29 protein-coding genes are annotated in these 25,329 nt (G+C 53.6%); 28 read left to right on the forward strand and 1 reads right to left on the reverse strand.

Annotated features, from left to right (window positions below; genetic code table 11):
* Positions 1–54 precede the first annotated feature (54 nt).
* The 20 genes from EVJ33_RS02245 (at position 55) to EVJ33_RS02340 (ending at position 15,175) form a co-directional block, all read left to right on the forward strand.
* Positions 55–255, forward strand: coding sequence for a DUF2768 family protein (locus EVJ33_RS02245; RefSeq protein ID WP_114165607.1), 201 nt, complete (start codon positions 55–57; stop codon positions 253–255).
* Positions 256–258: 3 nt separating this feature from the next.
* Positions 259–969, forward strand: coding sequence for a hypothetical protein (locus EVJ33_RS02250; protein ID WP_131434043.1), 711 nt, complete (start codon positions 259–261; stop codon positions 967–969).
* A gap of 109 nt (positions 970–1,078) precedes the next feature.
* Positions 1,079–1,351: an HU family DNA-binding protein gene (locus EVJ33_RS02255; RefSeq protein WP_021067196.1), complete on the forward strand. Its 273-nt coding sequence runs from the start codon at positions 1,079–1,081 to the stop codon at positions 1,349–1,351.
* A 126-nt stretch (positions 1,352–1,477) separates the two neighbouring features.
* Complete coding sequence (locus tag EVJ33_RS02260) at positions 1,478–2,050, forward strand: heptaprenyl diphosphate synthase component 1 (RefSeq protein WP_131434045.1); 573 nt, start codon at positions 1,478–1,480, stop codon at positions 2,048–2,050.
* Positions 2,051–2,070: 20 nt separating this feature from the next.
* A complete protein-coding gene (locus EVJ33_RS02265; RefSeq protein WP_131434047.1) occupies positions 2,071–2,772 on the forward strand; it encodes a demethylmenaquinone methyltransferase in 702 nt (233 codons plus the stop codon).
* Positions 2,773–2,775: 3 nt separating this feature from the next.
* A complete protein-coding gene (locus EVJ33_RS02270; protein ID WP_131434049.1) occupies positions 2,776–3,738 on the forward strand; it encodes a polyprenyl synthetase family protein in 963 nt (320 codons plus the stop codon).
* Between the two features lie 91 nt (positions 3,739–3,829).
* A complete protein-coding gene (gene ndk, locus EVJ33_RS02275) occupies positions 3,830–4,246 on the forward strand; it encodes a nucleoside-diphosphate kinase (protein WP_114165613.1) in 417 nt (138 codons plus the stop codon).
* 117 nt (positions 4,247–4,363) lie between these two features.
* Positions 4,364–5,143: a CheR family methyltransferase gene (locus EVJ33_RS02280; RefSeq protein WP_034779832.1), complete on the forward strand. Its 780-nt coding sequence runs from the start codon at positions 4,364–4,366 to the stop codon at positions 5,141–5,143.
* Between the two features lie 10 nt (positions 5,144–5,153).
* Complete coding sequence (gene aroC / locus EVJ33_RS02285) at positions 5,154–6,314, forward strand: chorismate synthase (RefSeq protein ID WP_131434051.1); 1,161 nt, start codon at positions 5,154–5,156, stop codon at positions 6,312–6,314.
* Positions 6,308–7,354 carry a 3-dehydroquinate synthase gene (locus EVJ33_RS02290; RefSeq protein WP_131434053.1) on the forward strand — a complete coding sequence of 349 codons (1,047 nt, stop codon included), beginning with the start codon at positions 6,308–6,310 and terminating at the stop codon, positions 7,352–7,354. The genes aroC and EVJ33_RS02290 overlap by 7 nt, the downstream gene beginning before the upstream one ends.
* Before the next feature lies 1 nt (position 7,355).
* Positions 7,356–8,606, forward strand: a complete 1,251-nt coding sequence (gene aroA, locus EVJ33_RS02295; RefSeq protein WP_131434055.1) for a 3-phosphoshikimate 1-carboxyvinyltransferase — start codon at positions 7,356–7,358, stop codon at positions 8,604–8,606.
* Between the two features lie 36 nt (positions 8,607–8,642).
* A complete protein-coding gene (locus EVJ33_RS02300) occupies positions 8,643–9,914 on the forward strand; it encodes a tetratricopeptide repeat protein (RefSeq protein ID WP_131434057.1) in 1,272 nt (423 codons plus the stop codon).
* A 24-nt stretch (positions 9,915–9,938) separates the two neighbouring features.
* Entirely contained in the window at positions 9,939–10,472 is a 534-nt protein-coding gene (locus tag EVJ33_RS02305; RefSeq protein ID WP_034777333.1) for a ReoY family proteolytic degradation factor, read from the forward strand.
* A gap of 165 nt (positions 10,473–10,637) precedes the next feature.
* Entirely contained in the window at positions 10,638–11,078 is a 441-nt protein-coding gene (locus EVJ33_RS02310) for a DUF2487 family protein (protein WP_201739653.1), read from the forward strand.
* A gap of 110 nt (positions 11,079–11,188) precedes the next feature.
* Positions 11,189–11,692, forward strand: coding sequence for a QcrA and Rieske domain-containing protein (locus tag EVJ33_RS02315; RefSeq protein ID WP_131434059.1), 504 nt, complete (start codon positions 11,189–11,191; stop codon positions 11,690–11,692).
* Between the two features lie 15 nt (positions 11,693–11,707).
* Positions 11,708–12,379, forward strand: coding sequence for a menaquinol-cytochrome c reductase cytochrome b subunit (gene qcrB, locus EVJ33_RS02320; RefSeq protein WP_021067209.1), 672 nt, complete (start codon positions 11,708–11,710; stop codon positions 12,377–12,379).
* A gap of 33 nt (positions 12,380–12,412) precedes the next feature.
* Positions 12,413–13,207, forward strand: a complete 795-nt coding sequence (locus tag EVJ33_RS02325; RefSeq protein WP_131434061.1) for a menaquinol-cytochrome c reductase cytochrome b/c subunit — start codon at positions 12,413–12,415, stop codon at positions 13,205–13,207.
* A 99-nt stretch (positions 13,208–13,306) separates the two neighbouring features.
* Positions 13,307–13,921, forward strand: coding sequence for a DUF1405 domain-containing protein (locus EVJ33_RS02330; RefSeq protein WP_131434063.1), 615 nt, complete (start codon positions 13,307–13,309; stop codon positions 13,919–13,921).
* A gap of 38 nt (positions 13,922–13,959) precedes the next feature.
* Entirely contained in the window at positions 13,960–14,643 is a 684-nt protein-coding gene (locus tag EVJ33_RS02335) for a zinc metallopeptidase (protein ID WP_131434065.1), read from the forward strand.
* A gap of 61 nt (positions 14,644–14,704) precedes the next feature.
* Positions 14,705–15,175 (forward strand): GreA/GreB family elongation factor, encoded by a 471-nt coding sequence (locus EVJ33_RS02340; protein ID WP_131434067.1) that lies wholly within the window; start codon positions 14,705–14,707, stop codon positions 15,173–15,175.
* A 40-nt stretch (positions 15,176–15,215) separates the two neighbouring features.
* Here the strand turns inward: EVJ33_RS02340 and EVJ33_RS02345 are convergent, their stop codons facing one another.
* The gene (locus EVJ33_RS02345; RefSeq protein WP_131434069.1) at positions 15,216–16,091 is read right to left on the reverse strand and encodes a YitT family protein; all 876 of its coding nucleotides are present in this window, start codon (positions 16,089–16,091) and stop codon (positions 15,216–15,218) included.
* A 111-nt stretch (positions 16,092–16,202) separates the two neighbouring features.
* Between EVJ33_RS02345 and bshB1 the strand changes: the two genes are divergently transcribed.
* The 8 genes from bshB1 to dinG all read left to right on the forward strand — a co-directional run bounded on the left by bshB1 (position 16,203) and on the right by dinG (position 25,264).
* A complete protein-coding gene (gene bshB1 / locus EVJ33_RS02350; RefSeq protein WP_131434071.1) occupies positions 16,203–16,886 on the forward strand; it encodes a bacillithiol biosynthesis deacetylase BshB1 in 684 nt (227 codons plus the stop codon).
* The gene (gene bshA / locus EVJ33_RS02355) at positions 16,883–18,004 is read left to right on the forward strand and encodes an N-acetyl-alpha-D-glucosaminyl L-malate synthase BshA (protein WP_131434073.1); all 1,122 of its coding nucleotides are present in this window, start codon (positions 16,883–16,885) and stop codon (positions 18,002–18,004) included. The genes bshB1 and bshA overlap by 4 nt, the downstream gene beginning before the upstream one ends.
* Positions 18,001–19,140 (forward strand): CCA tRNA nucleotidyltransferase, encoded by a 1,140-nt coding sequence (locus EVJ33_RS02360; RefSeq protein WP_131434075.1) that lies wholly within the window; start codon positions 18,001–18,003, stop codon positions 19,138–19,140. Before bshA ends, EVJ33_RS02360 begins: the two co-directional genes overlap by 4 nt.
* Positions 19,113–20,075 carry a biotin--[acetyl-CoA-carboxylase] ligase gene (locus tag EVJ33_RS02365; RefSeq protein ID WP_131434077.1) on the forward strand — a complete coding sequence of 321 codons (963 nt, stop codon included), beginning with the start codon at positions 19,113–19,115 and terminating at the stop codon, positions 20,073–20,075. Before EVJ33_RS02360 ends, EVJ33_RS02365 begins: the two co-directional genes overlap by 28 nt.
* 218 nt (positions 20,076–20,293) lie before the next feature.
* Positions 20,294–21,130 carry a 3-methyl-2-oxobutanoate hydroxymethyltransferase gene (gene panB, locus EVJ33_RS02370; RefSeq protein WP_131434079.1) on the forward strand — a complete coding sequence of 279 codons (837 nt, stop codon included), beginning with the start codon at positions 20,294–20,296 and terminating at the stop codon, positions 21,128–21,130.
* Positions 21,127–21,957, forward strand: a complete 831-nt coding sequence (gene panC / locus EVJ33_RS02375) for a pantoate--beta-alanine ligase (RefSeq protein WP_131434081.1) — start codon at positions 21,127–21,129, stop codon at positions 21,955–21,957. Before panB ends, panC begins: the two co-directional genes overlap by 4 nt.
* Positions 21,958–21,962: 5 nt before the next feature.
* Positions 21,963–22,346, forward strand: a complete 384-nt coding sequence (panD, locus tag EVJ33_RS02380) for an aspartate 1-decarboxylase (protein WP_021067221.1) — start codon at positions 21,963–21,965, stop codon at positions 22,344–22,346.
* A 107-nt stretch (positions 22,347–22,453) separates the two neighbouring features.
* On the forward strand, positions 22,454–25,264 hold the full coding sequence (gene dinG / locus EVJ33_RS02385) for an ATP-dependent DNA helicase DinG (protein WP_131434083.1): 2,811 nt from the start codon (positions 22,454–22,456) through the stop codon (positions 25,262–25,264).
* Positions 25,265–25,329 lie beyond the last annotated feature (65 nt).

Below are 25,329 nucleotides of genomic sequence, written 5' to 3' on the forward strand. Positions count from 1 at the left end.
TTTGCTACACTTATGTACGGAGAAAGAATTAAAGAGAAAGTCGAGGGGATAGACGTGACACCGTCACTCATCAAGATGTGGATTTCATTTGCGGGGATTGGAGCGTTTGCCATCGCCGCGCTCATGGTTGCAGTCAGCCATACGAAGCTTTCAGGATGGTTTGCGGCGCTCGTCCGCGTCATCGCATTCGTCATATTTTTATTCGGAACGATCATTATGATTTATGTGGTCGCTTCGGGACCGACAGGAGGGTAACACGTGAAACGGATTTTGTTGGTCGCTAGTCTTTTGGCGGCGACCGTGCTCAGTGGATGTATGTTCCCGGACTCGAACCGGGTCGATAACGTCCCGTATGAAGATCAATTGAAATCGGTCCAGACGGCTGTCGACTCGTTCAAAGAGACGACCGGTGTTTTACCAATCAAAACGAAACCGGCTGAAACGCCTCTGATGGAGCGCTATCCAATCGAGTTCGCCCGTCTCGTGCCTGGTTATTTGGCCGATCCTCCGGCGAACAGTTTCGAAGGGGGCGGACTGTTTTTATACGTCCTTGTGGATGCTGAGACCGAACCGACTGTCAAGCTCATTGATTTGCGCGTGACCGAACGGTTGCAAACGTTACAGACGAACATCAACGCTTTCCGGGCCAAAGAAGGGAAATTCCCGTTTGACGGCTCGGTCGGCAAAAATCAGTTCACAATCGACTATGACCTCATCTTCGTCTCAGAAGAGCCGACGGTCCCGAGTCCATACACCGAAACCGAGTTGCCGATCTATGTCGATGGGAGCGGACAATTATTTGTCGATTACCGGACCGACCTTGAAGCCGCCCTTGAGAACACGGATGTAGAGCCAAAAGTCGGGGAAGACATTCGGTATTTGCTTTATAATGACTCCCCGTTCGCCCCTGCTTATTCGCAAGGGTACACGATTAATGAACAAGGTGAGGTCGAGTTTTTAAACAACTGATTGTCAGAACCGGTCGAATATAGGCTTTTCACTTAAAAAATGTTGTCATATCAACGTTTGTACGATATGATTAATCCCGTAAACTCCCTGTGAGAGGAGGTGAATCGTGATGAACAAAACTGAATTGATCCAAGCAGTTGCGGAGAAAGCAAACGTTTCGAAAAAAGAAGCTACACAAGTTGTAGAAGCTACATTCGAATCTATCACTGAAGCACTCCAAAACGGTGATAAAATTCAATTGATCGGTTTTGGTACTTTTGAAGTTCGTGAACGTGCTGCCCGTAAAGGCCGTAACCCACGTACAAAAGAAGATATCGAAATCCCGGCGAGCAAAGTTCCTGCCTTCAAAGCAGGTAAAGCGCTCAAAGATGCGGTCAAATAATGTGCAATACATAAGTCGCCGAAAGGCGGCTTTTTTGTGCCTCAAAGCGAGTTCACATGGCGTGAATGTGACAAAAATGTGCTATACTATGTCAGAATGACAACGAAGAGGACGAGGGGGGATAGCATGGAACAGATGACATACGAAACCGTTGTCACCGACCTTGCTCGTCAAATCGAAGAACGCATGACCCATCCGTATTTGACGAGACACGAGATTGTACCCGCAGTCGACATGCCTTTACTTCGTTGGATGGTCGAGATGATTGAAATCGAATCGAATCAACAACGTCAGCTCGTGCTTGCGACGTATTTTGCGCACCAAGCGCTCGAACTGCACGATCAAGTAAAGGATAGCCCGAACGGATCGCTCGAACGGCAACTGAAAGTGCTCGCCGGCGATTATGCCTCGGCTCAATTTTATAAAATTCTGGCCCTATTTCCTGCAGACTATAGCAGTCGCTTCGGCCGGACGGTCCAGCTCGTCAACGGGGCGAAGTGTACGCTCGCGTTAGATACGGACGTGCCTGTCACGACGTGGATGGAAGCGAACTTCGGATTGATCAAAACGTTTTCTGAAGTGATCGGTCAGGCTTACTTGACCGCTTACGGAAAAACGATCATCGAACGAAAGGCGGCGGAACTTCGCCAAGAACAACGAGAACAGCTATCGACGCTCCTGGCGCACGCTGTCGCTTAGAACGGAAAGGATGTTACGTATTGCAACCGAAAGAAAAAGAGCAAAAAGTATATGACGTGTTTCAATCAATCTCACCGAGCTACGATACGATGAACTCGATCATCAGCTTCCGTTTGCATAAATGGTGGCGCAAAGCGACGATGCGTCGCATGCAAGTGTTCCCGGGGGCTAAATGTCTCGACGTCTGTTGTGGGACGGCTGACTGGACAATCCAACTCGCCGAGGCGGCCGGGAACACCGGCGTCGTCAAAGGTCTCGATTTTTCCGAGAACATGCTCGCGGTCGGACAAGAAAAAGTGGAGGCACATCCAACAATTGAACTCATCCATGGGAATGCGATGGCATTGCCGTTCGGCGACCACTCGTTCGATTATGTGACAATTGGTTTTGGTCTCCGCAACGTGCCCGATTACATGACGGTGCTCCGTGAGATGCATCGTGTGTTGAAACCGGGTGGTACGGTCGTCTGTCTCGAGACGAGCCAACCGACGGCACCGCTCTTCAGCGAGCTATATCGGTTTTATTTCGGGTCGGTCATGCCGTTGTTCGGCAAAGTGTTTGCCGGCTCGTATGATCAATATAAGTGGCTTCAAGAATCGACTGATCAATTCCCGGACCGGTTGACGCTAAAACGGATGTTTGAGACGGCAGGGTTCGAACAAGTCGAAGTGAAGACGTTCTCCGGCGGTGCGTGTGCCATGCACTTAGGAAAGAAGTGGTGACCGATGTCTTTGAAGCGACTTTATCGCCACATGAACCGAGAGATTGAACACATCGACCGGTTCTTGTCGACGCGAGTCCAAACCGATCATCCGGTCATCGAGGCGGCTTCGAAACAACTTTTAGACGCAGGCGGGAAACGGATTCGTCCGGCGTTCGTCCTGCTCAGCGCCGGATTCGGACAAACGAAAGATATTCGATTGACGAAAGTGGCGGCGAGTCTAGAACTGATTCACATGGCCTCGCTTGTCCATGACGACGTCATCGATGACGCCAAACTACGACGCGGCAAACCGACCGTCATGGAACGTTACGATGAGCGGGTCGCGATGTATACGGGCAATACGTTGTTCGGTGAAGCGATTCGGCTCGTCTCTGAGATTGACTCTCCAGACGTGATGCAAATCATGGCTGACACAATGGAACTCATCTGTGTCGGGGAAATCAATCAAATCCAAGACCAATACGATTGGGGTCAATCCCCGAAACGATACCTCGACCGAATCGCCCGCAAGACGGCACTGTTGATTGAGACGAGTTGTGCGGCTGGTGCTGTCGTCTCGGGAGCATCACCTGACGTCGTCAAACAGTTGCGATTGTTCGGCTATGATATCGGGATGGCGTTTCAAATGACGGACGACTTGCTCGATTTCACAGCGAAGAGTTTTCAACTGGGGAAACCGGTAGGAGAAGATCTGAAACATGGTCATAAGACGTTACCGCTCTTCTATTCCGCGGAAAATCCGGACTTCTTTGACCGGTTGCAACAAGTCAGTCACTCGTCTGACTCTTCCTTGACGCACACGCTCGTTCGTGAAGTGCAGCGTAACGGGACGCTCGAGCGAAGTCAACGGACGATTGACCGTTATGTGAACCGAGCGATCCGACGTCTCGACGGGTTACCGGACGTGCCAGACAAACGTTCGCTGATCGAGATTGCGGAATATATCGGGAAACGAAAATGGTAATTAGGACCTTGTAAACCCTTTCAATAATGACGGTGACCGTGTAAACTAATAACGTACATGGTACACATATTGATTTAGGGGGATTAGGGGAATGGAAAAAACATTTTTAATGGTGAAACCGGATGGTGTGAAACGTGGATTGATTGGGGAAATCATTTCGCGCTTCGAACATAAAGGCTATACGTTGAATCGTCTCGAATTATTGACACCGTCAGTAGAAGTCGCACAATCGCATTACGCGGAACATAAAGAAAAGCCGTTCTTTGGAGAGCTGGTCGACTTTTTAACGTCTGGTCCTGTTGTGGCGATGGAGTGGGAAGGCGAGAACATCGTCGCCGTCTCTCGATTGATGATCGGGAAGACGAATCCGCTCGATGCGCAACCTGGAACGATTCGTGGCGACTTGGCCTCGACGATGTCACAAAACGTCATCCATGGTTCAGACAGCGTGGAGAGCGCAGAGCGTGAATTGTCACTTTGGTTCGCCACTGAAGCATCACACGTTTGATGACGATAAAAGGGACGGGGGCCTCCTGTCCCTTTTTGTATTGGGATTTAAGCGCTTTCGCACGTTTTGGCACGACATGATCTAGGAGAAGAGAAAGAATTGAGGTTGAAACTGGTGATAAATGATTATGCCATCTTCGTAAAAAAGTTTTATTTGAAGTCGGGAATCGACTTGAATTTATATAAAGAGGCTCAAATGAAGCGTCGCATGATCGCGCTTCGTGAGAAGAAAGGGTATGCCACTTTTATCGAGTATTTTAAAGCGATGGAAGCGGATCGTGGGTTATACGATGAATTTTTAGATCGCATGACGATCAACGTAAGCGAATTTTATCGAAACCCGGTCCGATGGCAACAGTTGGAGACAGACATCTTACCTGAACTCATCCGAAAGAGCCAAGGCAAATTGCGTGTGTGGAGCGCGGCCTGTTCAACTGGAGAAGAGCCGTATTCATTGGCGATGCTGTTATCGAAACATTTGTCACCTGCCCAGTTCACAATCACGGCGACGGACCTAGATGACGTGGTGATCGAAAAAGCGAAGCAAGGCAAGTACCATGAGCGGGCGCTCGTTGACTTGCCCCCTGATTTTCGGCAGCGTTATTTCACCCGCCGCGGTGACGACTATTACATCACGGAAGACATCAAAAAATTGGTGACGTTTAAAAAACATAACTTGTTGGCAGATGTGTACGAGCGGAATTTTGATTTGATTGTCTGCCGTAACGTCTTGATTTATTTCACCGAGGAAGCGAAAGAGAAGGTATATAAATCGTTCCATCGCTCACTTCGGCCAGGCGGGATTCTCTTCGTTGGGGGGACGGAGCAAATCTTTCAACCGAAACGGTACGGTTACAAGATGAAACAAAGTTTCTTTTACGAAAAATTTGAAGAGTGAGGTGGCGTAGATGCGTTATTTGACGGCAGGAGAATCGCACGGCCCTGGGCTTTCAATCATCATCGAAGGTGTGCCGGCGGGACTTGAAGTCGACGTCCAAGCAATCAATGAAGAGCTTGCCAAACGGCAATCCGGTTACGGACGAGGACGTCGTATGCAAATCGAATCAGACCGAATCGAGGTAAGAGCCGGCATTCGTCATGGGGTGACGACAGGGGCCCCTGTGTCGTTTTGGATCGAGAACAAGGACCATACCCATTGGCGGAACGTGATGCAGGCCGAACCGATCGATGCGGACGTGGAAATCAAACGCCGTGTCGTCCGACCACGACCGGGACATGCGGACCTCGTTGGCGGCTTGAAGTACGACCATCGTGACCTTCGTGACGTGCTCGAGCGCTCGAGCGCTCGGGAGACGGCCGCCAGGGTCGCCGTCGGCGCACTTAGCAAACAACTGCTCGCTTCGGTCGGCATTTCGCTCGTCAGCTATGTGAAAGTCATCGGTGGTGTCACAGCCGAGGTGTCATACGAGTCGCTCGACACGATGCGCGCCACGATCGAGGCGTCGCCGGTCCGGACGCTCGACGAGGCGGCCGGTCAGGCGATGATGGGTCGAATCGACGAGGCGAAAGCCGCCGGTGATTCGCTCGGAGGTGTCGTCTGTACCGAAGTGCATGGCGTCATCCCAGGCCTCGGGTCGTACGTCCAATACGACCGGAAACTTGATGCGGCCATCGCCCGCGCCGTCATGAGTGTCAACGCCATTAAAGGCGTCGCGTTTGGCGACGGGTTTGACATGGCGTATCGGCCAGGTTCTGAAGTGATGGACCCGATCGCTTATGGTCCGGACGGCTATACACGACTGAGCAACCATCTCGGCGGTTTCGAAGGCGGGATGACGACAGGCATGCCAATCGTCTGTACGGCTGTGATGAAACCGATTCCGACGCTCTACAAACCGCTCCAATCGGTCGATATCGATACGAAAGAATCATTTCTCGCGCAAATCGAGCGCAGCGACGCTTGTGCCGTGCCGGCCGCCTCGCTCGTTGTCGAAGCGGTCATCGCCTTCGAGCTCGCCCGTGAGCTGTGCGAAACGTTCGGGCATGATACGGTCACCCGCATCCAGTCTCGTGTCGCTTCGTACCGGGAAGAGATTCGCACGTGGTGACGCTCCAGGTGAACGCCTCGACTCCCTATGAGGTCACGATCGAGCGGGATGATACCTGGCTCGATCGTGTCCCGTACTTCACCTGTTCAACCGTTTGGGTCATCACGGATGAGACGGTCGACCGGCTACACGGAAATACGTTCCGGGACCGGCTCGCGTGCAAACATGACGCAATCGTCTGGTCGGTCGTTCGCCCCGGGGATGGCTCGAAGTCGCTCGAGACAATCGAACGACTCGTGACAGACGGGTTGACGGCCAGTTGTGACCGGGATACGCTCGTCGTGGCGTTCGGTGGCGGCATGGTCGGAGATTTGGCTGGCTTTTTAGCGAGTGTCTATATGCGCGGTGTGCGTTACATACAAGTACCGACGACGGTCCTTGCCCATGACTCGGCCGTCGGTGGGAAAGTCGCGGTCAACCATCCGCTCGCGAAAAACGCGATTGGTGCGTTCTATCAACCGGCCGGCGTCCATTACAATGTCGACCGTCTCGAAACATTGTCCACGCGAGACGTCTTGAGCGGGCTCGGCGAATTGATTAAACATGCCTATCTGTCACGTTACGTCCTCGGTCACTCGTTCGAGGTGGAGTTGTTCAATGCTTTGGCCGAAGGACCACTCGATTGGGAAGAATGGCTCGCGCGTGGAATCGAAGTGAAGCGATTGGTCGTCGAGGCCGATGAACGCGAGCAAGGCGTGCGGGCGTGGCTGAATTTCGGCCATACGTTCGGCCATGCATTGGAATCGACCGAAGCGTACCGATTGTCGCACGGGGAAGCGATTCTCTACGGCATGGTGTACGCTTTCCTCGTTTCCGGCGACGAAGTGCGGGCCAGAGCCCTCGCTTCGTTCATGAAGCAGAACAGGATCACAGCGGTCAAATGGCAATCGTTTGACACGTACCTCGCAAGCATGGGACGTGATAAAAAGAATCGGGATGGTCACATCCGTTTCGTCCTGCTTGGCGATGAAGTGACCGTAGAAAGCGTCACGGCAGAACGGCTCAAGGAAGCGTTCCATCAGATGAAAGGGTGGTTTTAATATGGGATTGAATGGATTCATACGCGTGCCGAGTGATAAGTCAATCACGCATCGGGCTCTCTTGTTCGGGGCTGTAGCGACCGGGGAGACCACGATTTACAATCCGCTCCTCGGTGAGGATTGTCGTTCGACGCTCGAGGCGATTCGACGGTTAGGTGCCGTCGTCGTTGAAGCGCCTGACCATCTTCTCATCACGGGAGCAAAGACGCTCACGTCGGCCGAACTCGATTGCGGGAACTCGGGCACGACGATGCGTCTCATGACCGGGCTTCTCGCTGGATATGATGGGGAGTTCACGCTTACCGGGGACGCCTCGCTCTCAAAACGTCCGATGCGTCGGGTGACGGACCCGCTCCGGCAAATGGGTGCCGCTCTCGACGGAGATTTCGCCCCGCTCCATATCTACGGACGGTCACTTTCAGGCATCGATTACACGTTGCCCGTTGCGAGTGCACAAGTGAAATCAGCCGTCTTGCTCGCCGGACTGCGCGCGGACAGCCCGACGATTGTCCGCGAACCGGTCTTGTCAAGGGACCATACCGAACGTATGCTACCGCTCTTTAAAGGACAGATTGAAATCACTTCTGACGAAGGGATCAGGACAATCCGGTTGTCGCCGTCAGTTCTTGAAGCTGCGAACGTGGCCGTTCCGGCCGATCCTTCTTCGGCCGCCTTTTGGTGGGCCGGTGCGGCGCTCGTACCGAACAGTTGCCTCACGACGACCGATGTCTGTTTGAACGAGACACGAATCGGTTTCTTGCGCACGCTCGAACGGATGGGGGCGAAGATTGAAGTGACGAACGTCCATACGCTCGGGGAAGAATCGGTCGGTGACGTGACCGTGTCGACGAGTACGCTCCAAGGCATTCGGTTGGATGGGGACGCAATCCCGCACCAAATCGATGAGTTGCCGTTGTTTGCGCTCGTCGCCTCACAAGCGACGAGTCCGTCATCTGTCCGGGACGCGAGCGAACTCCGTGTCAAAGAGACGGATCGGATTCAGACTGTCGTGCAAGAACTTTCCGCGCTCGGTGTCGATATACGCGAAACCGAGGACGGGTTCGACGTCTTTCCGAGCCGTCTTCACGGGGGACATGTGTCTTCGCACGGGGATCATCGACTCGCGATGATGCTTCAAATCGCGGACTTATTGACGACCGAACGTGTGACGATTGAACATGTCGAGGCGGCGGATGTGAGTTACCCACGATTCCGTGACGATTTACAACGCCTCGGACGTGAGATAGAATAACGTCAATACGAGTAGTCGGTAGGAGGAACTATAACCATGTTAGACGAAATAGAATTGAACCATATCATCGAAATGCTCGAGAAGGGCGAGACCGAGCATGCGCTCATGCATCTTGAGTCGCTCGAGAAGGACGGGTCGGACGAGGACCGTTTGGCGATCGCCGACATCTACCTCGAACTCGGGCTTGCCGATCGTGCCGTGAACGTGCTCGCGGCGCTGTATGTCGATTACGCGGGCAATCCGCATGTCGCCTTGTCGCTCGCCGAGGCATACTTGGATAGTGACCGTGAAGAAGAAGCGATTGCCGTCCTTGAAAAGATTGACACGACGGATAAAGAAGCGCATATGCGCAGTCTCGTCTTGCTCGCAGATTTGTATCAATCGCAAGGCTTGGACGAGGTCGCCGTCAAGAAACTGATGGAGGCGCTTGAAACGAATCCTGACGAACCGCTTCTCATCTATGGTCTAGCCGAACTGTATGCGTCAATCGGTTCGTTCGAACAGGCCGTCCCACTCTATGCTCGTCTGCCACACTTGCGTTTGCCGGAAGAACTCGACTATCAAGCGGACTACGCCGAGGCGCTCACGATGATCGGCTCGTTCGAAGAAGCGCTCGACGAGTATGAGAAGGCGGACGACCGCAACTTGAATACCGTGTTCGGTCACGCGATGACCGCTCACCGCATCGGCCGCGACGAAATCGCTGTGAAACAGTTCGAGTCGCTCCAGGCGATGGACCCTGACTTCACGTCGCTCTATCTTCCTTATACGGAGGCGCTCGATGCGCTTGGCCGTCTCGATGAGGCACTCGTCGTCATCGATCAGGGAATCGACCGTGACGACTACAACGACGAGTTGCGGACGGTGAAGGCGAAGCTGTTCTTGAAGCAGGGCCGAACGGACGAGGCGGTCGCGGAACTCCGGGAGGCGCTCGCGCTGAACCCGGAATCGCTCCAGGCGACCGAACTCCTCTTGTCCGTCTTATTCGAGTCCGGCGATATGGAGGCCGTCCTTGAGACGATCGACACGCTCGAAGAGCATTCGACGTCCCCGCTTATGACCTGGTATAAAGCGAAAGCGGCCTATGAACTCGAAGCGTACGATCAAGCCGTCACGTTATATCGGTCGATTGAGCAAGTTTATAAAGAGGACGTGTCATTTGCCATCGAATGGGCTACACTATTGATAGAAGAAGGACAGCGTGCCGAAGCGCAACGAGTGCTCGAGCAAACGCTTGCGCTCACCGTCGACGTCGACGATCGCCAAGCTCTTGAGGAGCGGCTCGAACGGTTGACGGACCACGATTAATCGATACAAAGGAGATGGGGTCATATGGTCGAGCGGAAAAAGATGTTCTTAAAGCGATTCCTCGCTCATCATACGCTTCGTAAACGAGAGGCCAAATGGATTATCGACTACTGGCTCAGACATCCAGAAAAACTCGGGAACGTTCATTTCGTCACGAACGCCTCGGTCTCACCGCGTAGCCTGATCATGACGGCGTACGGCTTTGACGGGGAACCGTTCCGCTATCGCCGGGGTGACCTCATCACGGTCAATCCTGAGAAGGCGTATCACGACATCCGGCTCCACGATGGAGCAATCTACGTGGAGCTCAACTTCCAAGGAATGATGATCGACGAGATGTGGATCGATATCGTTGAATTGAATCCGTTCGAGCCCGTCGCTGAACTGAAGGATGAAGTGACGACGTCCGCTCAAACGGTCATCCGTGCCTCGGTCGCCCAGTTCGAGGAAGAACGTCTGCTCGTCGAAATCGACAAGGCGCTCGACCGGCGCGACGAGAAATTGTTCCGGAATTTGACGAGCCAACTGCATCAAGTGCGGGCCTCAAAATTATTTTAATAAAAACAAGCGCTTCCGTTATGGTCAGCGCTTGTTTTTTGGTATATTAATGACGTAGGAATACACAATAATTTCACATTTCGTTCATAAGTTTCGCATAGGGAACGTTTGTAGGTGCGCTACAATGGACATGATGATGTATGTCTAGAGGAGAGGAGGAGGAAGATGAGGTTCGATGGCATAGACGCGATGAAGTCGCTGACAGAACGCCAATACGTCGATACGCTCGTCGTCCCACTCGTCGAACTGGCGTTTGATGAGGACATCGTACGTAAAGCCGAAGGCAACGAAGTCATTCAGGCGGTCGCACTCGAGACCGAACGGCAGCTGTCGGGACGGACGATGCTCAGTCCGACGCTCAGTTACGTCGATGTGGATGCTGGCCGTGCGACGGCAGAAGCGGTACACATGAAAGCAATGGCCTCTGGGTTTTCCCACGTGTTGTTCATCTCCTCGGATTTGCGTTTTAAAGGGTCTGAACTGCCGATTATTTTTGTTCCGCCGCTTGCGTTAAAAGGCATGTCCGGCGAGCAGTCGCACACGATGGTTCAAAATTTTGCGACGCAAGTCATTACTGAGCTTTCGAGCCGTTGGATGGCGACATGAAGCGGTTGACGTAGAGGTTTTATTGATATACTATTTTGTTGAGTGAGAAATTTTTGTGAAGAATGCATAAAGAATTATGGGGTTATGCACACGAATGAGGGGGGAACGAAATGGCTCAAAATGGGTCAAAAGTCACACGCCGTCAGTTCTTAACGTATACGTTGACTGGTGTAGGTGGCTTTATGGCGGCAACATTGATCAGTCCGATGGTCAACTTTGCGATCGATCCGGTCTTGAAAAAATCGGATGCGGGCGATAAAGTAAAAGTCATCAGTCTCGACGACATCACGACTGAGCCGCAACGTGTCGACTTTAAGAAACAAACGCAAGATGCTTGGTATGAATTTGAAGAAACGCTTTCGGCGTGGGTATTTAAAGATGAGAGCGGCGAAGTCATCGCCTTGTCTCCAATTTGTACACACCTCGGTTGCCAAGTAGGATATGGTGGAGACCCGACTCGACCGACAGAGTTCTTCTGTCCGTGTCACTTCGGTCGCTATGAGAAAGATGGAACGAACATTCCGGGTACGCCTCCGACATCACCACTTGCACGCTACGAAAAAGAAGAAAAAGACGGCTTCCTATACTTGGGCAGTCCAGTCGCACAGTTGTGAGAGGGGGAATAGTCGATGTTACAAAAAATTTATGATTGGGTCGATGAACGCGTCGACATCACGCCGTTATGGCGCGACATCGCTGACCATGAAGTTCCAGAACACGTCAACCCTGCCCATCACTTTTCAGCATTTGTCTATTGTTTTGGCGGTCTGACGTTCTTCACGATCGTGATTCAAATCCTGTCAGGGATGTTCTTGACGATGTATTATGTACCAGACATCATCAACGCGCACGCGTCGGTGTACTATTTACAAAACGAGATCGCACACGGACAAATCGTTCGTGGGATGCACCACTGGGGCGCATCGGTCGCAATCGTCATGTTGTTCTTACATACGCTCCGCGTATTCTTTACCGGATCGTATAAGAAACCGCGCGAGCTCAACTGGGTCGTCGGTGTTCTCTTGTTCTTCGTCGTCTTGGCGCTCGGTCTTACAGGGTACTTGTTGCCGTGGGATATGAAAGCGTTGTTCGCGACGAAAGTTACGCTTCAAATTGCCGAGAGTGTCCCGGTCATCGGTGGCATCGCCAAGACGCTTCTCGCCGGTGGTGAGATCGTCGGCGCACGGACGCTCACGAACTTCTTCGCCATTCACGTCTTCTTCTTACCGGCGGCCTTGTTCGGACTCCTCGGAGCCCACTTCTTGATGATTCGTAAACAAGGGATTTCAGGACCGCTATAAGCCGATTCGAAGATATAAAGGGGGAGAAACGATATGCATCGCGGTAAAGGGATGAAATTTGTAACCGACTCTCGAGTAGGAATCTCGAATCGGAAACAAAATATTGCAAAAGACTATTCTGAATACCCAGGACGCACTGAAGCGTTCTGGCCGAACTTCTTGTTGAAAGAGTGGATGGTCGGTTCGGTCTTCTTGATCGGGTTCATCGCCTTGACAATCGTCGAGGCACCACCGCTTCAAAACATCGCCGATCCAACGAACACGTCTTACATTCCGTTACCGGACTGGTATTTCTTGTTCTTGTATCAATTGCTCAAGTACCAATTCGCAGCAGGGGATTGGATTTTGCTTGGAACGGTCATCTTGCCAGGGGTCGCCTTTACGGCACTCTTGATCGCACCATGGCTTGACCAAGGGCTCGAACGTCGTCCGGCGAAGCGTCCGGTCGCCATTAGCTTCATGCTTCTCGGTATTTTATCGGTCTTCTACTTGACGTGGGAGTCGGTTCAAACGACGCACTGGGATCAAGTCCACGAGCAAGGGATTCTTCAAGTACCAGGTGAGGGTCCGGAAATTGATACGGCTGCGCCAGGTTATGAGATTTACGCGGCCCAGTCTTGTGTGAACTGTCACGGTCAGAACCTTGAAGGCGGCGCTGCCGCTCCAGGTCTCGTCGGCACAGCATACACGGCTGAAGAAATCGCGGAAATCGCGGTCAACGGTGTCGGAACGATGCCGGCCGGCCAATGGGAAGGTTCGGATGAGGACCTCCAAGCCATGTCTGAATTCATCGCTTCGTACGGTGAAGGCGGCGAGAATAACCAATAAGCCATTGGTTCAAGAAGCGTGGCCCGTTAAACGGGTCATGCTTCTTTTTACTTTGGGTCTCTTACGTTACAATTAGGATAAAAAAGGATGAATACTCGAATGATACATATGTTACGCCCAATCCTCACGCATCGGATCGTCTTAGTGCTCTTGTTTATCATCAACTTGCTCGGCACGATTTACGGGTACGTCTGGTATGAGCCGCAGCTTCGCGATACGCCGCTCCTCTACTGGCCGTTCGTGCCTGACAGTCCGACCGCTTCGCTTTTCTTCACGATCGTGCTCGGCCTTTGGCTCGCTGGAAAAAAATCACCGCTCATGGAGACGCTTGCCTTCATCACGCTCGTCAAATACGGAGTGTGGGCCGTCGTCATGAACTTGTTGTTCTTAAGAGGACTGGGCCCGGACGCCGAGACGTTCACCATCCTCATGGCCGTCATGTTGATGGTGTCGCACGGAGCGATGGCGTTTCAGGCTTTCTTATACGCGCCGTTCATGACATGGACAGTTCGCTCGTTCGTCTTGACGCTCGTCTGGGTCATCCATAACGATGTTGTCGACTATGTGCTCGGTCAATGGCCGCGCTATCCGTCGCTCGCCGAACATATCGCCTGGATCGGCTACGGCTCGTTCTGGTTGACCGGAATATGTTTTTTTATGGGATACCACATCATCCTGCGCACTTCGCTTGATAATAAGTTCATAAGAATGTAAAATCAGATTATCAAATACACGCAGAGGTGATCGAGAACATGTCATTAGGTGGCTATATTTTCTATCTTGCACTGATTATGCTCATCCCGTTATGGGCCCAGATGCGAGTGAAAAGTACGTACAAAAAGTTTCTCCAACAACCGATTCAAAGTGGGGTCACGGGTGCACAAGTCGCTGACTTTATCATGAAACAAAACGGTGTCCACAACGTCCGCATCGAGATGGTCGATGGATTGATGAGTGACCATTACGACCCGGTCAATAAAGTCGTCCGTCTATCGCGTGAAGTGTATCAAGGTTCGACGATCTCATCGGCTGCGATTGCAGCCCACGAAATCGGCCACGTCATTCAAGATGCGACAGACTACAAGATGATGCGGGTCCGTCACCGGCTCGTCCCGGTCGTGAACATCACATCGAACTTGTCGTTCCCACTTCTCTTAGGTGGTTTCCTCCTCGGAGCGATGGGCCTCGCTCAACTCGGTGTCGTCATGATGCTCGGGGCGGTCGTGTTCCAACTTGTCACACTTCCGGTCGAATTCGATGCCTCGAAACGGGCCATGGCTGAACTGACGAGTCACGGCATCGTCACGGCAACAGAAGAGTCGGGCGCGCGTAAAGTGCTTAACGCGGCAGCATGGACGTATGTAGCGGCAACGCTCGTCGCCGTCGCCGAACTCATCCGCTTGGCGCTCATCGTCTTCATGCCACGTGACGAGTAGAATCAACGGTCCCGTCGAACGACGGGACTTTTTTTGTATCTCGTTTTGAAAGGAGCCACCCATGCCAAAACCACAATTGACGAAGGCGGGTCGCCTGCGTTTGATCGAACAACTCGAGACGCTTCGCGTCGATGGGCGGCGCGAGGCGCTCGAACGCGTCAAGGCAGCTCGGAAATTTTGTGACTTTCGAGAAGACGTGACGTATGTGGACGCGGTCCGCGAACAAGAGCGCATCGAGACAAAAATCATCGAACTAGCGCGTACGCTCGCCGACGCCGTCATCGTAGAACGGGAATCAGATGCCGGACAAGTCGGATTCGGTGACACGGTAACACTCCGAGAACTACCTCAAGAAGAAACCGAGACGTACCAAATCGTCGGCGAGCTCGAAGCCGATTTGGCGAACGGGACGATCTCCGCGACGTCACCGCTCGGCAGCGGGTTGATGGGGGGCGCCGTCGGTCAAACCGTCTCGATCGCTTCACCGGGAGGCGCGCTCATGTTTGAGATCGTCCACATCAAGCGATTATGAAACGCCCCGTTCATTCGAACGGGGCGTTGTGCGTCGTGACTTATTTCAAGGGAATCCGGTTCTCATCGAACGTGAAGCCTTCACCGCCGACCTCATAGACATGGTGGAACGTGATGAAGGCGTGCGGATCAATCTGTTTGACGATCGTCTTCAATCGATTCACTTCGTTCCGGCCGACGACGACATACAGCACTTCAAGCTCCTTGTTCGAATAGCCACCTTTGGCGAGAAGTCGGGTCGTCCCGCGGTTCATCGTGGCATGGATGCCGTCGGCGATGGCTGTGCGGTGATCACTGATGATCATGGCTGCCTTCCCGGCGTATGTCCCTTCCTGCATCGAGTCGATGACGCGGGCACCGACATAGACGGCGAGTAGCGTGTACATCGCCTCGCGAATATCGAGATACGTCAAACTGAGGACGATGACGAAAAAGTCGAACACGAGGAACGTCTTGCCGATCGACCAGCCGACGTAGCGCTGCACGAGCCGGGCGATAATGTCGACGCCTCCGGTCGTCCCACCGTTATTGAAGATGATGCCGAGACCGACCCCGATGAAAAGACCTGCGAACAGACTCGCGAGCACCATATCGTCCGTCAAATCGATGACGAGGTTCGAGTACTTGGCGATGAGTCCGTACCAGAGCGAGAAACTGAACGTCCCGATGAGCGTGTAAATGAACGTCGTCCGCCCGAGCAGCTTATAACTGACGAAGAAGAGCGGGATGTTGAGCGCCAAGTTCGTGATCGACGGTGACCAGTCGAACAAACCTCGTAGAATCAGTGTGATCCCGGTGAAACCGCCTTCCGCCAAATTGTTTTGGACGTTGAAGTGATAAACCCCGAACGCAAAAATAAAGGAACCAATTAAAATAAAGAAAATATTGCGAAACCGAATCGGTAATTGTACCGTCATTTGGTTCACCTCCCATCTAGTAGCGTACTCGAAAAACCTCTCGGTTGCCTACCCTGAACATATGACAATCGAGACGGAGTCCGATATACTTTTCACAGAAGAGGTGATTTTATGAAAATAGTAGCAATTGGGGCCCATCCGGACGATATTGAGATTGGTATCGCCGGCATGACCGCCCAATGGACCGAGGACGGGGTCGAGGTGCTTTACGTCGATTTGACGAGAGCCGAACTGTCCTCGAACGGGGACGTCGTCACCCGGTCGAAAGAAGCCGAGACGGCCGACCTTGTGCTCGGTACCCGCCGCGTAAACCTCGGTTTCCCGGACCGGGGTTTGACCGGGGACGCAACGCAAGTCGAGGCGCTTGTCCGTTTGATTCGGACCGAACGGCCGACACACGTCCTCTATCCATATGGCGTCGACCGCCATCCCGACCATGGGGCATGTGCCCGACTCGTCGAGGAGGCGCTCTTTAACGCCGGGATCCGTAAATTCATGCCCGACGTTCCGGCGTATCGACCGGCGAGCGTCTATCAATATATGATCAATGCCCACGCGACGCCTGACGTCTGTATCGATATCTCTCCGACGATTGAACGGAAGCTCGACGCGCTTCGTGCTTACGCGAGCCAATTTACGCCAGTCGACGGGGTAGCGACCCCACTGACGGATGCGTACCTCGAGCGGGTCTTGGCCCGGGAACGTCATTTCGGCAGTTTGATCGGCACGGAGTACGCCGAAGGGCTCATGACGACCCGGCCGTACGTCGTCACGAAGGCGGGTGACCTCGCATGAGACTACGCATCGGGGTCCTGTGCTATCCATCGGTCGGAGGTTCCGGCATACTCGCCACCGAGCTCGGCATGAAACTCGCCGACAGAGGTCATGACGTTCATTTCATCACGTCGAGCATCCCGTTCCGACTGAACGCCTATCATCCGAATATCACGTTCCACCAAGTCGAGATCAACCAGTACTCGGTGTTCCGCTATCCGCCGTACGACATCACGCTCGCCTCAAAGATTGCGAGTGTCATCCAGGCGTTCGGACTTGACATCATCCATGCGCACTACGCCGTGCCGCACGCCGTCTGTGCAGCCCTCGGGCGCGAGATGGCGGGGACGAAGACACCGATCGTGTCGACGCTTCATGGGACCGATATCACCGTGCTCGGGGAAGACGAGGAACTTAAGCCGGCCATTTTATATGGTTTGCGCCAATCGAATGCGATCACGGCCGTCTCGGACAGCTTGAAACAAGAGACGCTCGAGCGGATCGGGTCCGATTTGTCAATCGACGTCATCCATAATTTTATCGACGAGGCCGTCTATCAGCCGCAAGCCGACACAGCGCTTCGCGAACGATACGGTCTGTCCGAACAGGACCGGGTCGTCATCCACATCTCGAATTTCCGCCAAGTGAAGCGAATCGATCTCGTGCTCGAGTCGTTCGAACAGATGGACGTGCCGCACAAGAAGTTGCTCCTCGTCGGTGATGGTCCGCTCATGGGAGCGATGCGCCGCCTCGTGAGCGAGATGGGGCTTGAAGAGCAAGTCATCTTCGCCGGGAAGCAAGAGCAAGTGGCGGCACTCTTGTCGATTAGTGACGCCCATGTCCTATTGTCAGACAAAGAGGCGTTCGGCCTCGTCGCCCTTGAGGCGATGGCGACGGGGGTCCCGTCGGTCGTCAGCGATGCGGGCGGGTTACCGGAAGTCATCACGGACGGCGTGGAAGGGTTCGTCATCAAACGCGGGGACGCGCATGCGGCGACGAAGGCACTCGAGGCAATCTTGCTCGATGGAGAACTGCACGCACGTTTCCGTACGAACGGGATCGAGCGGGCCAAACAGTTCGCCTCGGCCGATATTGTCACAGCGTATGAAACGTTGTATGAACAGGTGGTGGACCGATGACAGAATGGGAGTACGCCAAACGAATCATCGAGACGATCAACGCCCACGGTGGGGAGGCGTATATCGTCGGCGGCGCCGTCCGGGATTATATGCTCGGCACGCTACCGGACGATATTGATATCGCCACGTCGCTCTTCCCGGACGAAGTGATGCGCTTGTTTCCAAAATCAGTACCGACCGGGATTGACCATGGCACAGTGACGGTCATTCTCGACCATCATCCGTTCGAAGTGACGACGTTCCGTTCGGAAGGGACGTACTCGGACTCGAGACGGCCCGACCACGTCTCGCTCGGCGTCTCGCTCGAGGAAGATATGAAACGTCGCGATTTCACGATGAATGCGATGGCGTTCCACGATGGCAACGTCGTCGACTTGTTCGGAGGACGGATGGACCTTGAGGCACGTGTCATCCGGACCGTCGGTAGTCCATATGAACGCTTCAATGAGGATGCGCTCCGCATCATGCGGGCGTTCCGTTTCATGGCCCAGCTCGATTTCCGACTCGACGATGACGTGCAACGTGCTTCTCATGCGCTCGGTCACAAACTGCAAGATATCGCGATGGAGCGGATCGCCATCGAGTTTGAGAAACTGATGGTGGGCCCGGCGTATCGGAAGGCGCTCGAGGCAATCCTTGACCTCGGCATCCATCAGTATTTACCGAACGTCTCGACAGAGCTAATCGAGCGCGTCATCGCCGACAAGCGGACGCCAATCAATCCGGTCGGGGGCTGGGCGCTGTTCGTCTATTATGCCGACGACACCAATTGGCTGACACCTTGGAAACGCTCGAACGCGTTGAAACGGGAGGCAGGTGTCCTCGCCCGTCTGTTTGATTCAGGGCTCGACACGTTCACCATCTATGAGACGACGACGGAGACGCTAGCGACATACTTGCACATGTCCGGCCGCAGCGAGACGGCCGAACAGTTGAAACGGCAGTTGCCGATCCAGTCACGTCGAGAACTCCGATTCGATGGTCGCGATGCGTTACAGATTGGGGCGCGCGGACCGCTCATCAAACAACTGCTCGCCCATGTCGAGCGGCTCGTGCTCACTGACGAGCTCGACAACGAAGCGGAACCGTTACGAAAGGAGGCCGAACAATGGCTTCGACACGCGGAAAAGTCTTAAATCTGTTGCAAGACGGGACAGTGTGGAGCGGGCAAGAGTTGGCCCGTCAATTAAGTATTTCACGTACCGCTATTTGGAAACATATTGAGACATTAAAACAAGACGGGTATGTCATCGAGACGATCCCCCGGAAAGGGTATCAATTATTCGGTCAGACCGACCGGCTCGATGAACCGGCATTTGTGTCGTTCCGGAAAGGGCGATTTGGACAAGTCGTCCATGCGTTCGAACAAATCGACACGACCCAGCGTATCGCCCATGAATTGGCACAAAAAGACGCTCCGGAAGGGACGCTCGTCATCAGCGAGGAACAGACAGCTGGGCGAGGTCAACTCGGGCGGAATTGGTATAATCCGAGCCACGTCAACATCGCGGCAAGCGTCATCTTGCGCCCGGCGTTGCCGATTCGAGACGCATCGAAATTGACGCTTATGGCGGCGAGTGCCTTCGCCCGCGCCCTACATGGTCAAGCCGTCCCGGCCGAAATCAAATGGCCGAACGACTTGTTGCTGAACGGGAAGAAAATCGGTGGGATTTTGACTGAGATGCAGACAGAAGGCGACCGAATTCAAGCCGTCATTCTTGGGTTCGGATTAAACGTCAATAGTGACGTCATCCCGGACGAGCTGGCTCATCGCGCGACATCGATCAAACTTGAAACGACCCAGTCGTATCGCAGAAGTGAACTGCTCGCCAATTTGCTCGTCGAGCTTGAAACCGAATATGATTTATTCCTCGAGTCGGGGTTTGGCCCTGTGCGCGACCATTGGCTCGAACACGCCGCCTATTTGGACGAACCGGTCACGTTGAACGCGTCAGGTAAGCCACGACGTGGTTTGATGCGCGGGATTTCGGATGAAGGGGCACTCCTGTTGGAACGAGAAGGAGTGGTTGAGCCGATTTACTCGGCCGAGATCGCAGTTTGGAATGATTGATGGAAACGGCTTCGTGGTCTATAATGAATGTGCCGGACGCTATCGCTAGCGAAGTGTACCGGAACTGCAGACCGTCACTACATTTTTTTGTCTGCCTTGATCATTTTGACAGGGACAGAAGGACACTCATCTACTTGAGATCGTTTTCGTGCGCCTTCTTACCATTCGTGTAGGAAGGCGTTTTTTCTAACCTGTCTCCACATTAGGAGGAGAACCATATGCATACGATGACTTCTTTATTGAAGAAAATGAAGCAAGAAGAGAAATTGGTCATGTTGACGGCTTACGACTACCCGTCAGCGAAACTGGCCGAGGCTGCGGGCGTCGACATCATTTTGGTCGGCGACTCGCTCGGAATGGTCGTACTCGGCTACGACTCGACGATTCCGGTGACGACCTCAGACATGGTCCATCACGCCAAGGCCGTACGCCGTGGGGCACGTGACACGTTCGTCGTCGTCGACATGCCATTCGCGACATACCACGGTGATTTCGATCGTACGCTTCAAGCGGCCGCATCCTTGTTCCAAGACGGGCAAGCCGATGCCATCAAGCTCGAAGGGGCCGGCGAAGTGCTCGAGACGATCGAGCGTCTGACGAAAGTCGGTATGCCGTGCGTTGCCCACCTTGGTCTTACGCCGCAATCGGTCGGTGTGCTCGAAGGCTATAAAGTACAGGGCAAGTCGCTCGAAGATGCCGAACAGTTGATTGCTGACAGCCTCGAGGCCGAACGGGTCGGGGCGAAGATGCTTGTTCTCGAATGTGTACCGCACCAGTTGGCCAAAAAGATCGCCGAGGCACTTACGATCCCGGTCATCGGTATCGGTGCCGGTGCCGACGTGGACGGTCAAGTGCTCGTCTATCACGATATTTTGAAATATGGCGTCGACCGTCTGCCGAAGTTCGTCGAGGCGTACGCAGATGTGAACGCGGTCGCGACGACAGCGATTCGCAATTACGTCGAAGCGACGAAAGACGGCTCGTTCCCACTCGAACGACACACGTTCACGATGGATGAGTCGCTACTCGATACGCTCTACGGGGGCAAGGCATGAACATCGTCACAACACCACAAGCTTTACAGCAACTGTTGACAGACGCTGGAACGATCGGTTTCGTTCCGACGATGGGCTATTTGCACGAAGGGCATCTCAGTCTTGTCGAGGCGGCCAAATCAGAAAACGACCTCGTCGTCATGAGCATCTTCGTCAACCCAACGCAGTTCGGACCGAACGAAGACCTCGACCGCTATCCGCGTGACTTTGAACGGGACGAGGCGCTCGCCCGCGAGGCGGGGGTAGACGTCTTGTTCTATCCGAACACGGAGACGATGTATCCGCTCGACATGGCTCGCGTGACGGTACGTATCGGCGCCGACGTCTTATGTGGAGCGAGCCGGCCCGGTCATTTCGATGGCGTTTTGACCGTGGTCTCCAAGCTGTTCAACTTGGTTCGTCCGACACGCGCCTATTTCGGTTTGAAAGATGCGCAACAAGTCGCCTTGATTGAAGGATATGTCCGTGACTATTTCGTACCGGTCGAGATTCGCCGCTGTCCAATCATTCGTGAAGAATCGGGTCTTGCTAAATCGTCCCGGAACGTCTATCTGTCTGAGACAGAGAAAGTGGACGCGAGTGACATCAATCGGGCATTGACCGAAGCGAAGGACGCGCTCGCACAAGGCAAAACGATTCAAGACGTCAAAGTGCGTCTTGAGGAACGCCTGCATCACATCTCGAACAGTACGGTTGACTATGTAGAAATCAAAGACTACCCGACGTTGACAGAGGTGACATCCGTGTCAACGGAACTATTGATTGCCGTAGCGGTGCAGTTCGAACGGGCCCGCTTGATTGATAATGTGATTTGGAAGAGAGGATGAATCCAATGATTCGAACATTTATGCACGCGAAACTACACAAAGCGACCGTCACCGAAGCAAATTTGCATTACGTCGGCTCGATCACGATCGATGAAGATTTGATGGACGCGGTCGGCATTATGGAGAACGAACATGTGCACATCACGAATAACCATAACGGTGCTCGTATCGAGACGTATGTCATCAAAGGAGAGCGAGGTTCGGGTGTCGTCTGTTTGAACGGGGCAGCGGCCCGTCACTTCCAAGTCGGAGATGTCGTCATCATCATGGCGTACGGTCAGATGACGGCCGAGGAAGCGAAACAGCATCGTCCGAAAGTCGCCGTCTTGAACGAACGGAACGAAATCGATCAACTTCTTTATGAAGAGATCGCGCATACGATTCTATGACACGAGCGGGGATAGCCGATAGAGGCATCCCCGTTTTTTCGTGTATCGTTCTATGGTAAGATGAGACAGACAGAAAGCACGATCGTGCCGAAGATGGGATGGATGTTATGGACACCTATGTGATAGTGGATTTGGAGACGACTGGTCATTCCGTCAAGTCCGGCGACGAACTGATTGAATTTGCGGCGGTGGTCGTTCAAGGGAGTGAAGTGATTGAGCGCTACAGTACCTTGATTCGCCCGAGTCGCCCAATCCCGCCTTTTATCACGCAGTTGACGACGATCACCAATCAAGACGTGGCGGAAGCCCCGACGTTTGAAGAAGTGATCCCAGATATATGGAAGATGCTCGATGGACGGATATTCGTCGCCCATAACGTATCTTTTGATTTGAATTTTTTAAATGAAAGCCTCGAGCAAGCGGGCTATTTACCGTTCCAAGGACGGGCAATCGATACGGTCGAGCTGGCCCGGATTCTATATCCGACGCTCGAGAGCCATGCGCTCGAGTCACTCGCTGAGACGTTCGACCTCGTGCATACCGACGCGCACCGGGCGCTCAGTGATGCCGAGGCAACAGCGGAACTGTTTATTCGTTTAGTCGAACGGTTGCGCGCTTTGCCGCTTGTGACGCTGAAACAATTGCGACGGCTGTCCGAGTCGTGGACGAGCAACGTCGAACCGCTACTCGATGAGTTGATTCTCGAAGTCGGGATACGAGCCGACGATGAGACGACGTTCGATATTCATCGGAAAATCGCGTTCCGACGTCTCGTCGATACGTTCGAGCCCGCTGTCGAACGCGAACCGTTTGAACCGTTTCTTCATCGGACGATCGAAGAGACGCTTCCTGCGCTGTTTGGCCAATTTGAGCCGCGTCAAAGTCAATTCGAGATGATGCGACACGTCTATAAAGCGCTCGATGACGAAGCGACGCTGTTGATCGAGGCGGGGACAGGGACCGGGAAAACGTTGGCGTATTTGATTCCGAGTGCCCATCATGCGCTTGAGACGAAGCGACCGGTCGTCGTCAGCACACATACGATTCAGTTACAAGAACAGCTGTTGAATCGAGATTTACCAATTTTAAAAGCGATTTTCCCTGAAATCGAGTTCACACTCTTGAAAGGGAGACGCAACTACATCGACCTCCGAAAGTTCGAGATGATTCTCGAAGAAACGAACGACGGTTTACTCCCGGCGATGTGCAAGGCGATGGTCCTCGTCTGGTTGACCGAGACGGAGACGGGCGACTTGGAAGAGTTGTCATTGCCCGGTGCGGCGTCACAAGGTCCGGCCTCATTCAAACGGTTGATTCAGGCCGATGCGGCCTCTGACTTCGGTCGGTTCGACCCTTGGTACAGTCGTGATTTCTTCACCCGTGCTGTCTTGCGCTCGAAAGAAGCTGACATCATCGTGACGAACCATGCCCTATTGTTCTCGGATTTGCAACATCAGGCCGGGATTCTCCCAACCGATACACCGCTCGTCTTGGACGAGGCGCATCAAGTCGAGGAAGTCGCGTCGCATCACTTCGGTGTGACGTTTGATGCGATCCAATTTGATCGCCTGTTCAAATGGTTCGGTTATGGTGCCGACGGCAAATTCCATTCACGGGTGCTCGGACTCGCCGATTTGACGGCCGTTTCAGAAGAAGCGGAGGCGTTCAGTAAGGCAACCGATCAAACGCTCGCCCGTGTCGACGATGAGCTGAACGATTTGCTCACGGCGCTCCAGTCACTCGGTAAAAAACGGGAGCAGCGTCAAACCGTCCGCTTCGAGCGGGAAGGAGAAACGTTCCGGCCGATCCGAGAGGTGGCGAAACGGCTCGAAGACCGACTGCGAACGCTCCGGACGACGCTCCGGCAACTGCATCGGCTTCTCGATGAACACAAAGAGCATATGACGTTCAAACAGCGGGCCGTGCTCGGTGATTTGAAGGCGTTCATCGGCGACGTGCGCGATATTGAGAGCGTGCTTTACGAGACGATGCTCACACGGGATGACGATGCCGTCAGTTGGGTTGAGCTCAATCTGGCCAATCGCAAGTTGACTTCAGTGTACACCCAGCCGGTCGAGATCGGTCCGCTCCTGCATGAGCGGCTGTTTGCCAAACGGCCGACAATCTTGACGTCGGCGACGATGACCGTCTCAGGACGGTTCGGCTTCATCGAGCGGCGTCTCGGACTCGACGGGGAAAACGTTCGCCGCGTCGTGTTGGCGTCACCGTTTGATTTTAAGAAGCAAGCGAAACTGTTCGTCCCGTCCGACATCCCACTTATCAACGAAGTCCCGTTGCCGCGGTTCGTTGAACAGATCGCGGGCTCGATCGCTCAAATCGCTAACGTGACGAAAGGGCGCATGCTCGTCTTGTTCACGTCGAACGAATTGTTGCGCTTGACGCACGAGGCCGTCAAAACTCAGTTGGATGAGGCATATACGTTGCTCGCTCAAGGTGTCAGCGGTGGATCGCGTAGTCGCTTGACAAAACAGTTCAAACGGATCGACCAGTCGATTTTGTTCGGAACGTCGAGCTTCTGGGAAGGTGTCGACATTCCGGGCGAGGCACTCACCTGCCTCATCATCGTCCGCCTCCCGTTCGCGCCTCCCGACCAGCCGGTCATGCAGGCACGGTCCGAGAAGATCGAGGCGACAGGCAAATCATCATTCTTTGAGCTGTCACTCCCGCAAGCGGTCATCCGCTTCAAACAAGGGGTCGGTCGTCTGATTCGCTCGAAAGAGGATTACGGTGCCATCTTCGTCTTCGACCGCCGCGTCGAGACGACACGTTATGGGAAACAGTTCATCAACAGTTTGCCGGCCGTCGATCGAATTGATGGACCGCTTGAGACCGCACTCGCCGAACTAGAGCTGTTTTTAGACGAGAAAGAGAAGACCGGCCTAGGAAATCAGAGATAACGCTAGGCAGCGTGAAATTATCGCTTTATAATAATGGGTATAGTGTTTTTTGAAGGAGGAGTAAT

Origin of the sequence: Exiguobacterium sp. SL-10 (assembly GCF_004337025.1) — a bacterium.
Lineage (GTDB): Bacteria > Bacillota > Bacilli > Exiguobacteriales > Exiguobacteriaceae > Exiguobacterium.

Coding starts and splice junctions, on each gene's coding strand:
- EVJ33_RS02360 (WP_131434075.1), top strand. CDS start 18,001: ATGACAGAATGGGAGTACGCCAAACGAATCATCGAGACGATCAACGCC.
- panB (WP_131434079.1), top strand. CDS start 20,294: ATGCATACGATGACTTCTTTATTGAAGAAAATGAAGCAAGAAGAGAAA.
- EVJ33_RS02255 (WP_021067196.1), top strand. CDS start 1,079: ATGAACAAAACTGAATTGATCCAAGCAGTTGCGGAGAAAGCAAACGTT.
- EVJ33_RS02260 (WP_131434045.1), top strand. CDS start 1,478: ATGGAACAGATGACATACGAAACCGTTGTCACCGACCTTGCTCGTCAA.
- qcrB (WP_021067209.1), top strand. CDS start 11,708: ATGTTACAAAAAATTTATGATTGGGTCGATGAACGCGTCGACATCACG.
- EVJ33_RS02345 (WP_131434069.1), bottom strand. CDS start 16,091: ATGACGGTACAATTACCGATTCGGTTTCGCAATATTTTCTTTATTTTA.
- EVJ33_RS02330 (WP_131434063.1), top strand. CDS start 13,307: ATGATACATATGTTACGCCCAATCCTCACGCATCGGATCGTCTTAGTG.
- EVJ33_RS02310 (WP_201739653.1), top strand. CDS start 10,638: ATGAGGTTCGATGGCATAGACGCGATGAAGTCGCTGACAGAACGCCAA.
- EVJ33_RS02325 (WP_131434061.1), top strand. CDS start 12,413: ATGCATCGCGGTAAAGGGATGAAATTTGTAACCGACTCTCGAGTAGGA.
- panD (WP_021067221.1), top strand. CDS start 21,963: ATGATTCGAACATTTATGCACGCGAAACTACACAAAGCGACCGTCACC.
- EVJ33_RS02335 (WP_131434065.1), top strand. CDS start 13,960: ATGTCATTAGGTGGCTATATTTTCTATCTTGCACTGATTATGCTCATC.
- dinG (WP_131434083.1), top strand. CDS start 22,454: ATGGACACCTATGTGATAGTGGATTTGGAGACGACTGGTCATTCCGTC.
- aroC (WP_131434051.1), top strand. CDS start 5,154: ATGCGTTATTTGACGGCAGGAGAATCGCACGGCCCTGGGCTTTCAATC.
- EVJ33_RS02270 (WP_131434049.1), top strand. CDS start 2,776: ATGTCTTTGAAGCGACTTTATCGCCACATGAACCGAGAGATTGAACAC.
- panC (WP_131434081.1), top strand. CDS start 21,127: ATGAACATCGTCACAACACCACAAGCTTTACAGCAACTGTTGACAGAC.
- bshB1 (WP_131434071.1), top strand. CDS start 16,203: ATGAAAATAGTAGCAATTGGGGCCCATCCGGACGATATTGAGATTGGT.
- EVJ33_RS02300 (WP_131434057.1), top strand. CDS start 8,643: ATGTTAGACGAAATAGAATTGAACCATATCATCGAAATGCTCGAGAAG.
- EVJ33_RS02340 (WP_131434067.1), top strand. CDS start 14,705: ATGCCAAAACCACAATTGACGAAGGCGGGTCGCCTGCGTTTGATCGAA.
- EVJ33_RS02365 (WP_131434077.1), top strand. CDS start 19,113: ATGGCTTCGACACGCGGAAAAGTCTTAAATCTGTTGCAAGACGGGACA.
- EVJ33_RS02305 (WP_034777333.1), top strand. CDS start 9,939: ATGGTCGAGCGGAAAAAGATGTTCTTAAAGCGATTCCTCGCTCATCAT.
- EVJ33_RS02315 (WP_131434059.1), top strand. CDS start 11,189: ATGGCTCAAAATGGGTCAAAAGTCACACGCCGTCAGTTCTTAACGTAT.
- ndk (WP_114165613.1), top strand. CDS start 3,830: ATGGAAAAAACATTTTTAATGGTGAAACCGGATGGTGTGAAACGTGGA.
- aroA (WP_131434055.1), top strand. CDS start 7,356: ATGGGATTGAATGGATTCATACGCGTGCCGAGTGATAAGTCAATCACG.
- bshA (WP_131434073.1), top strand. CDS start 16,883: ATGAGACTACGCATCGGGGTCCTGTGCTATCCATCGGTCGGAGGTTCC.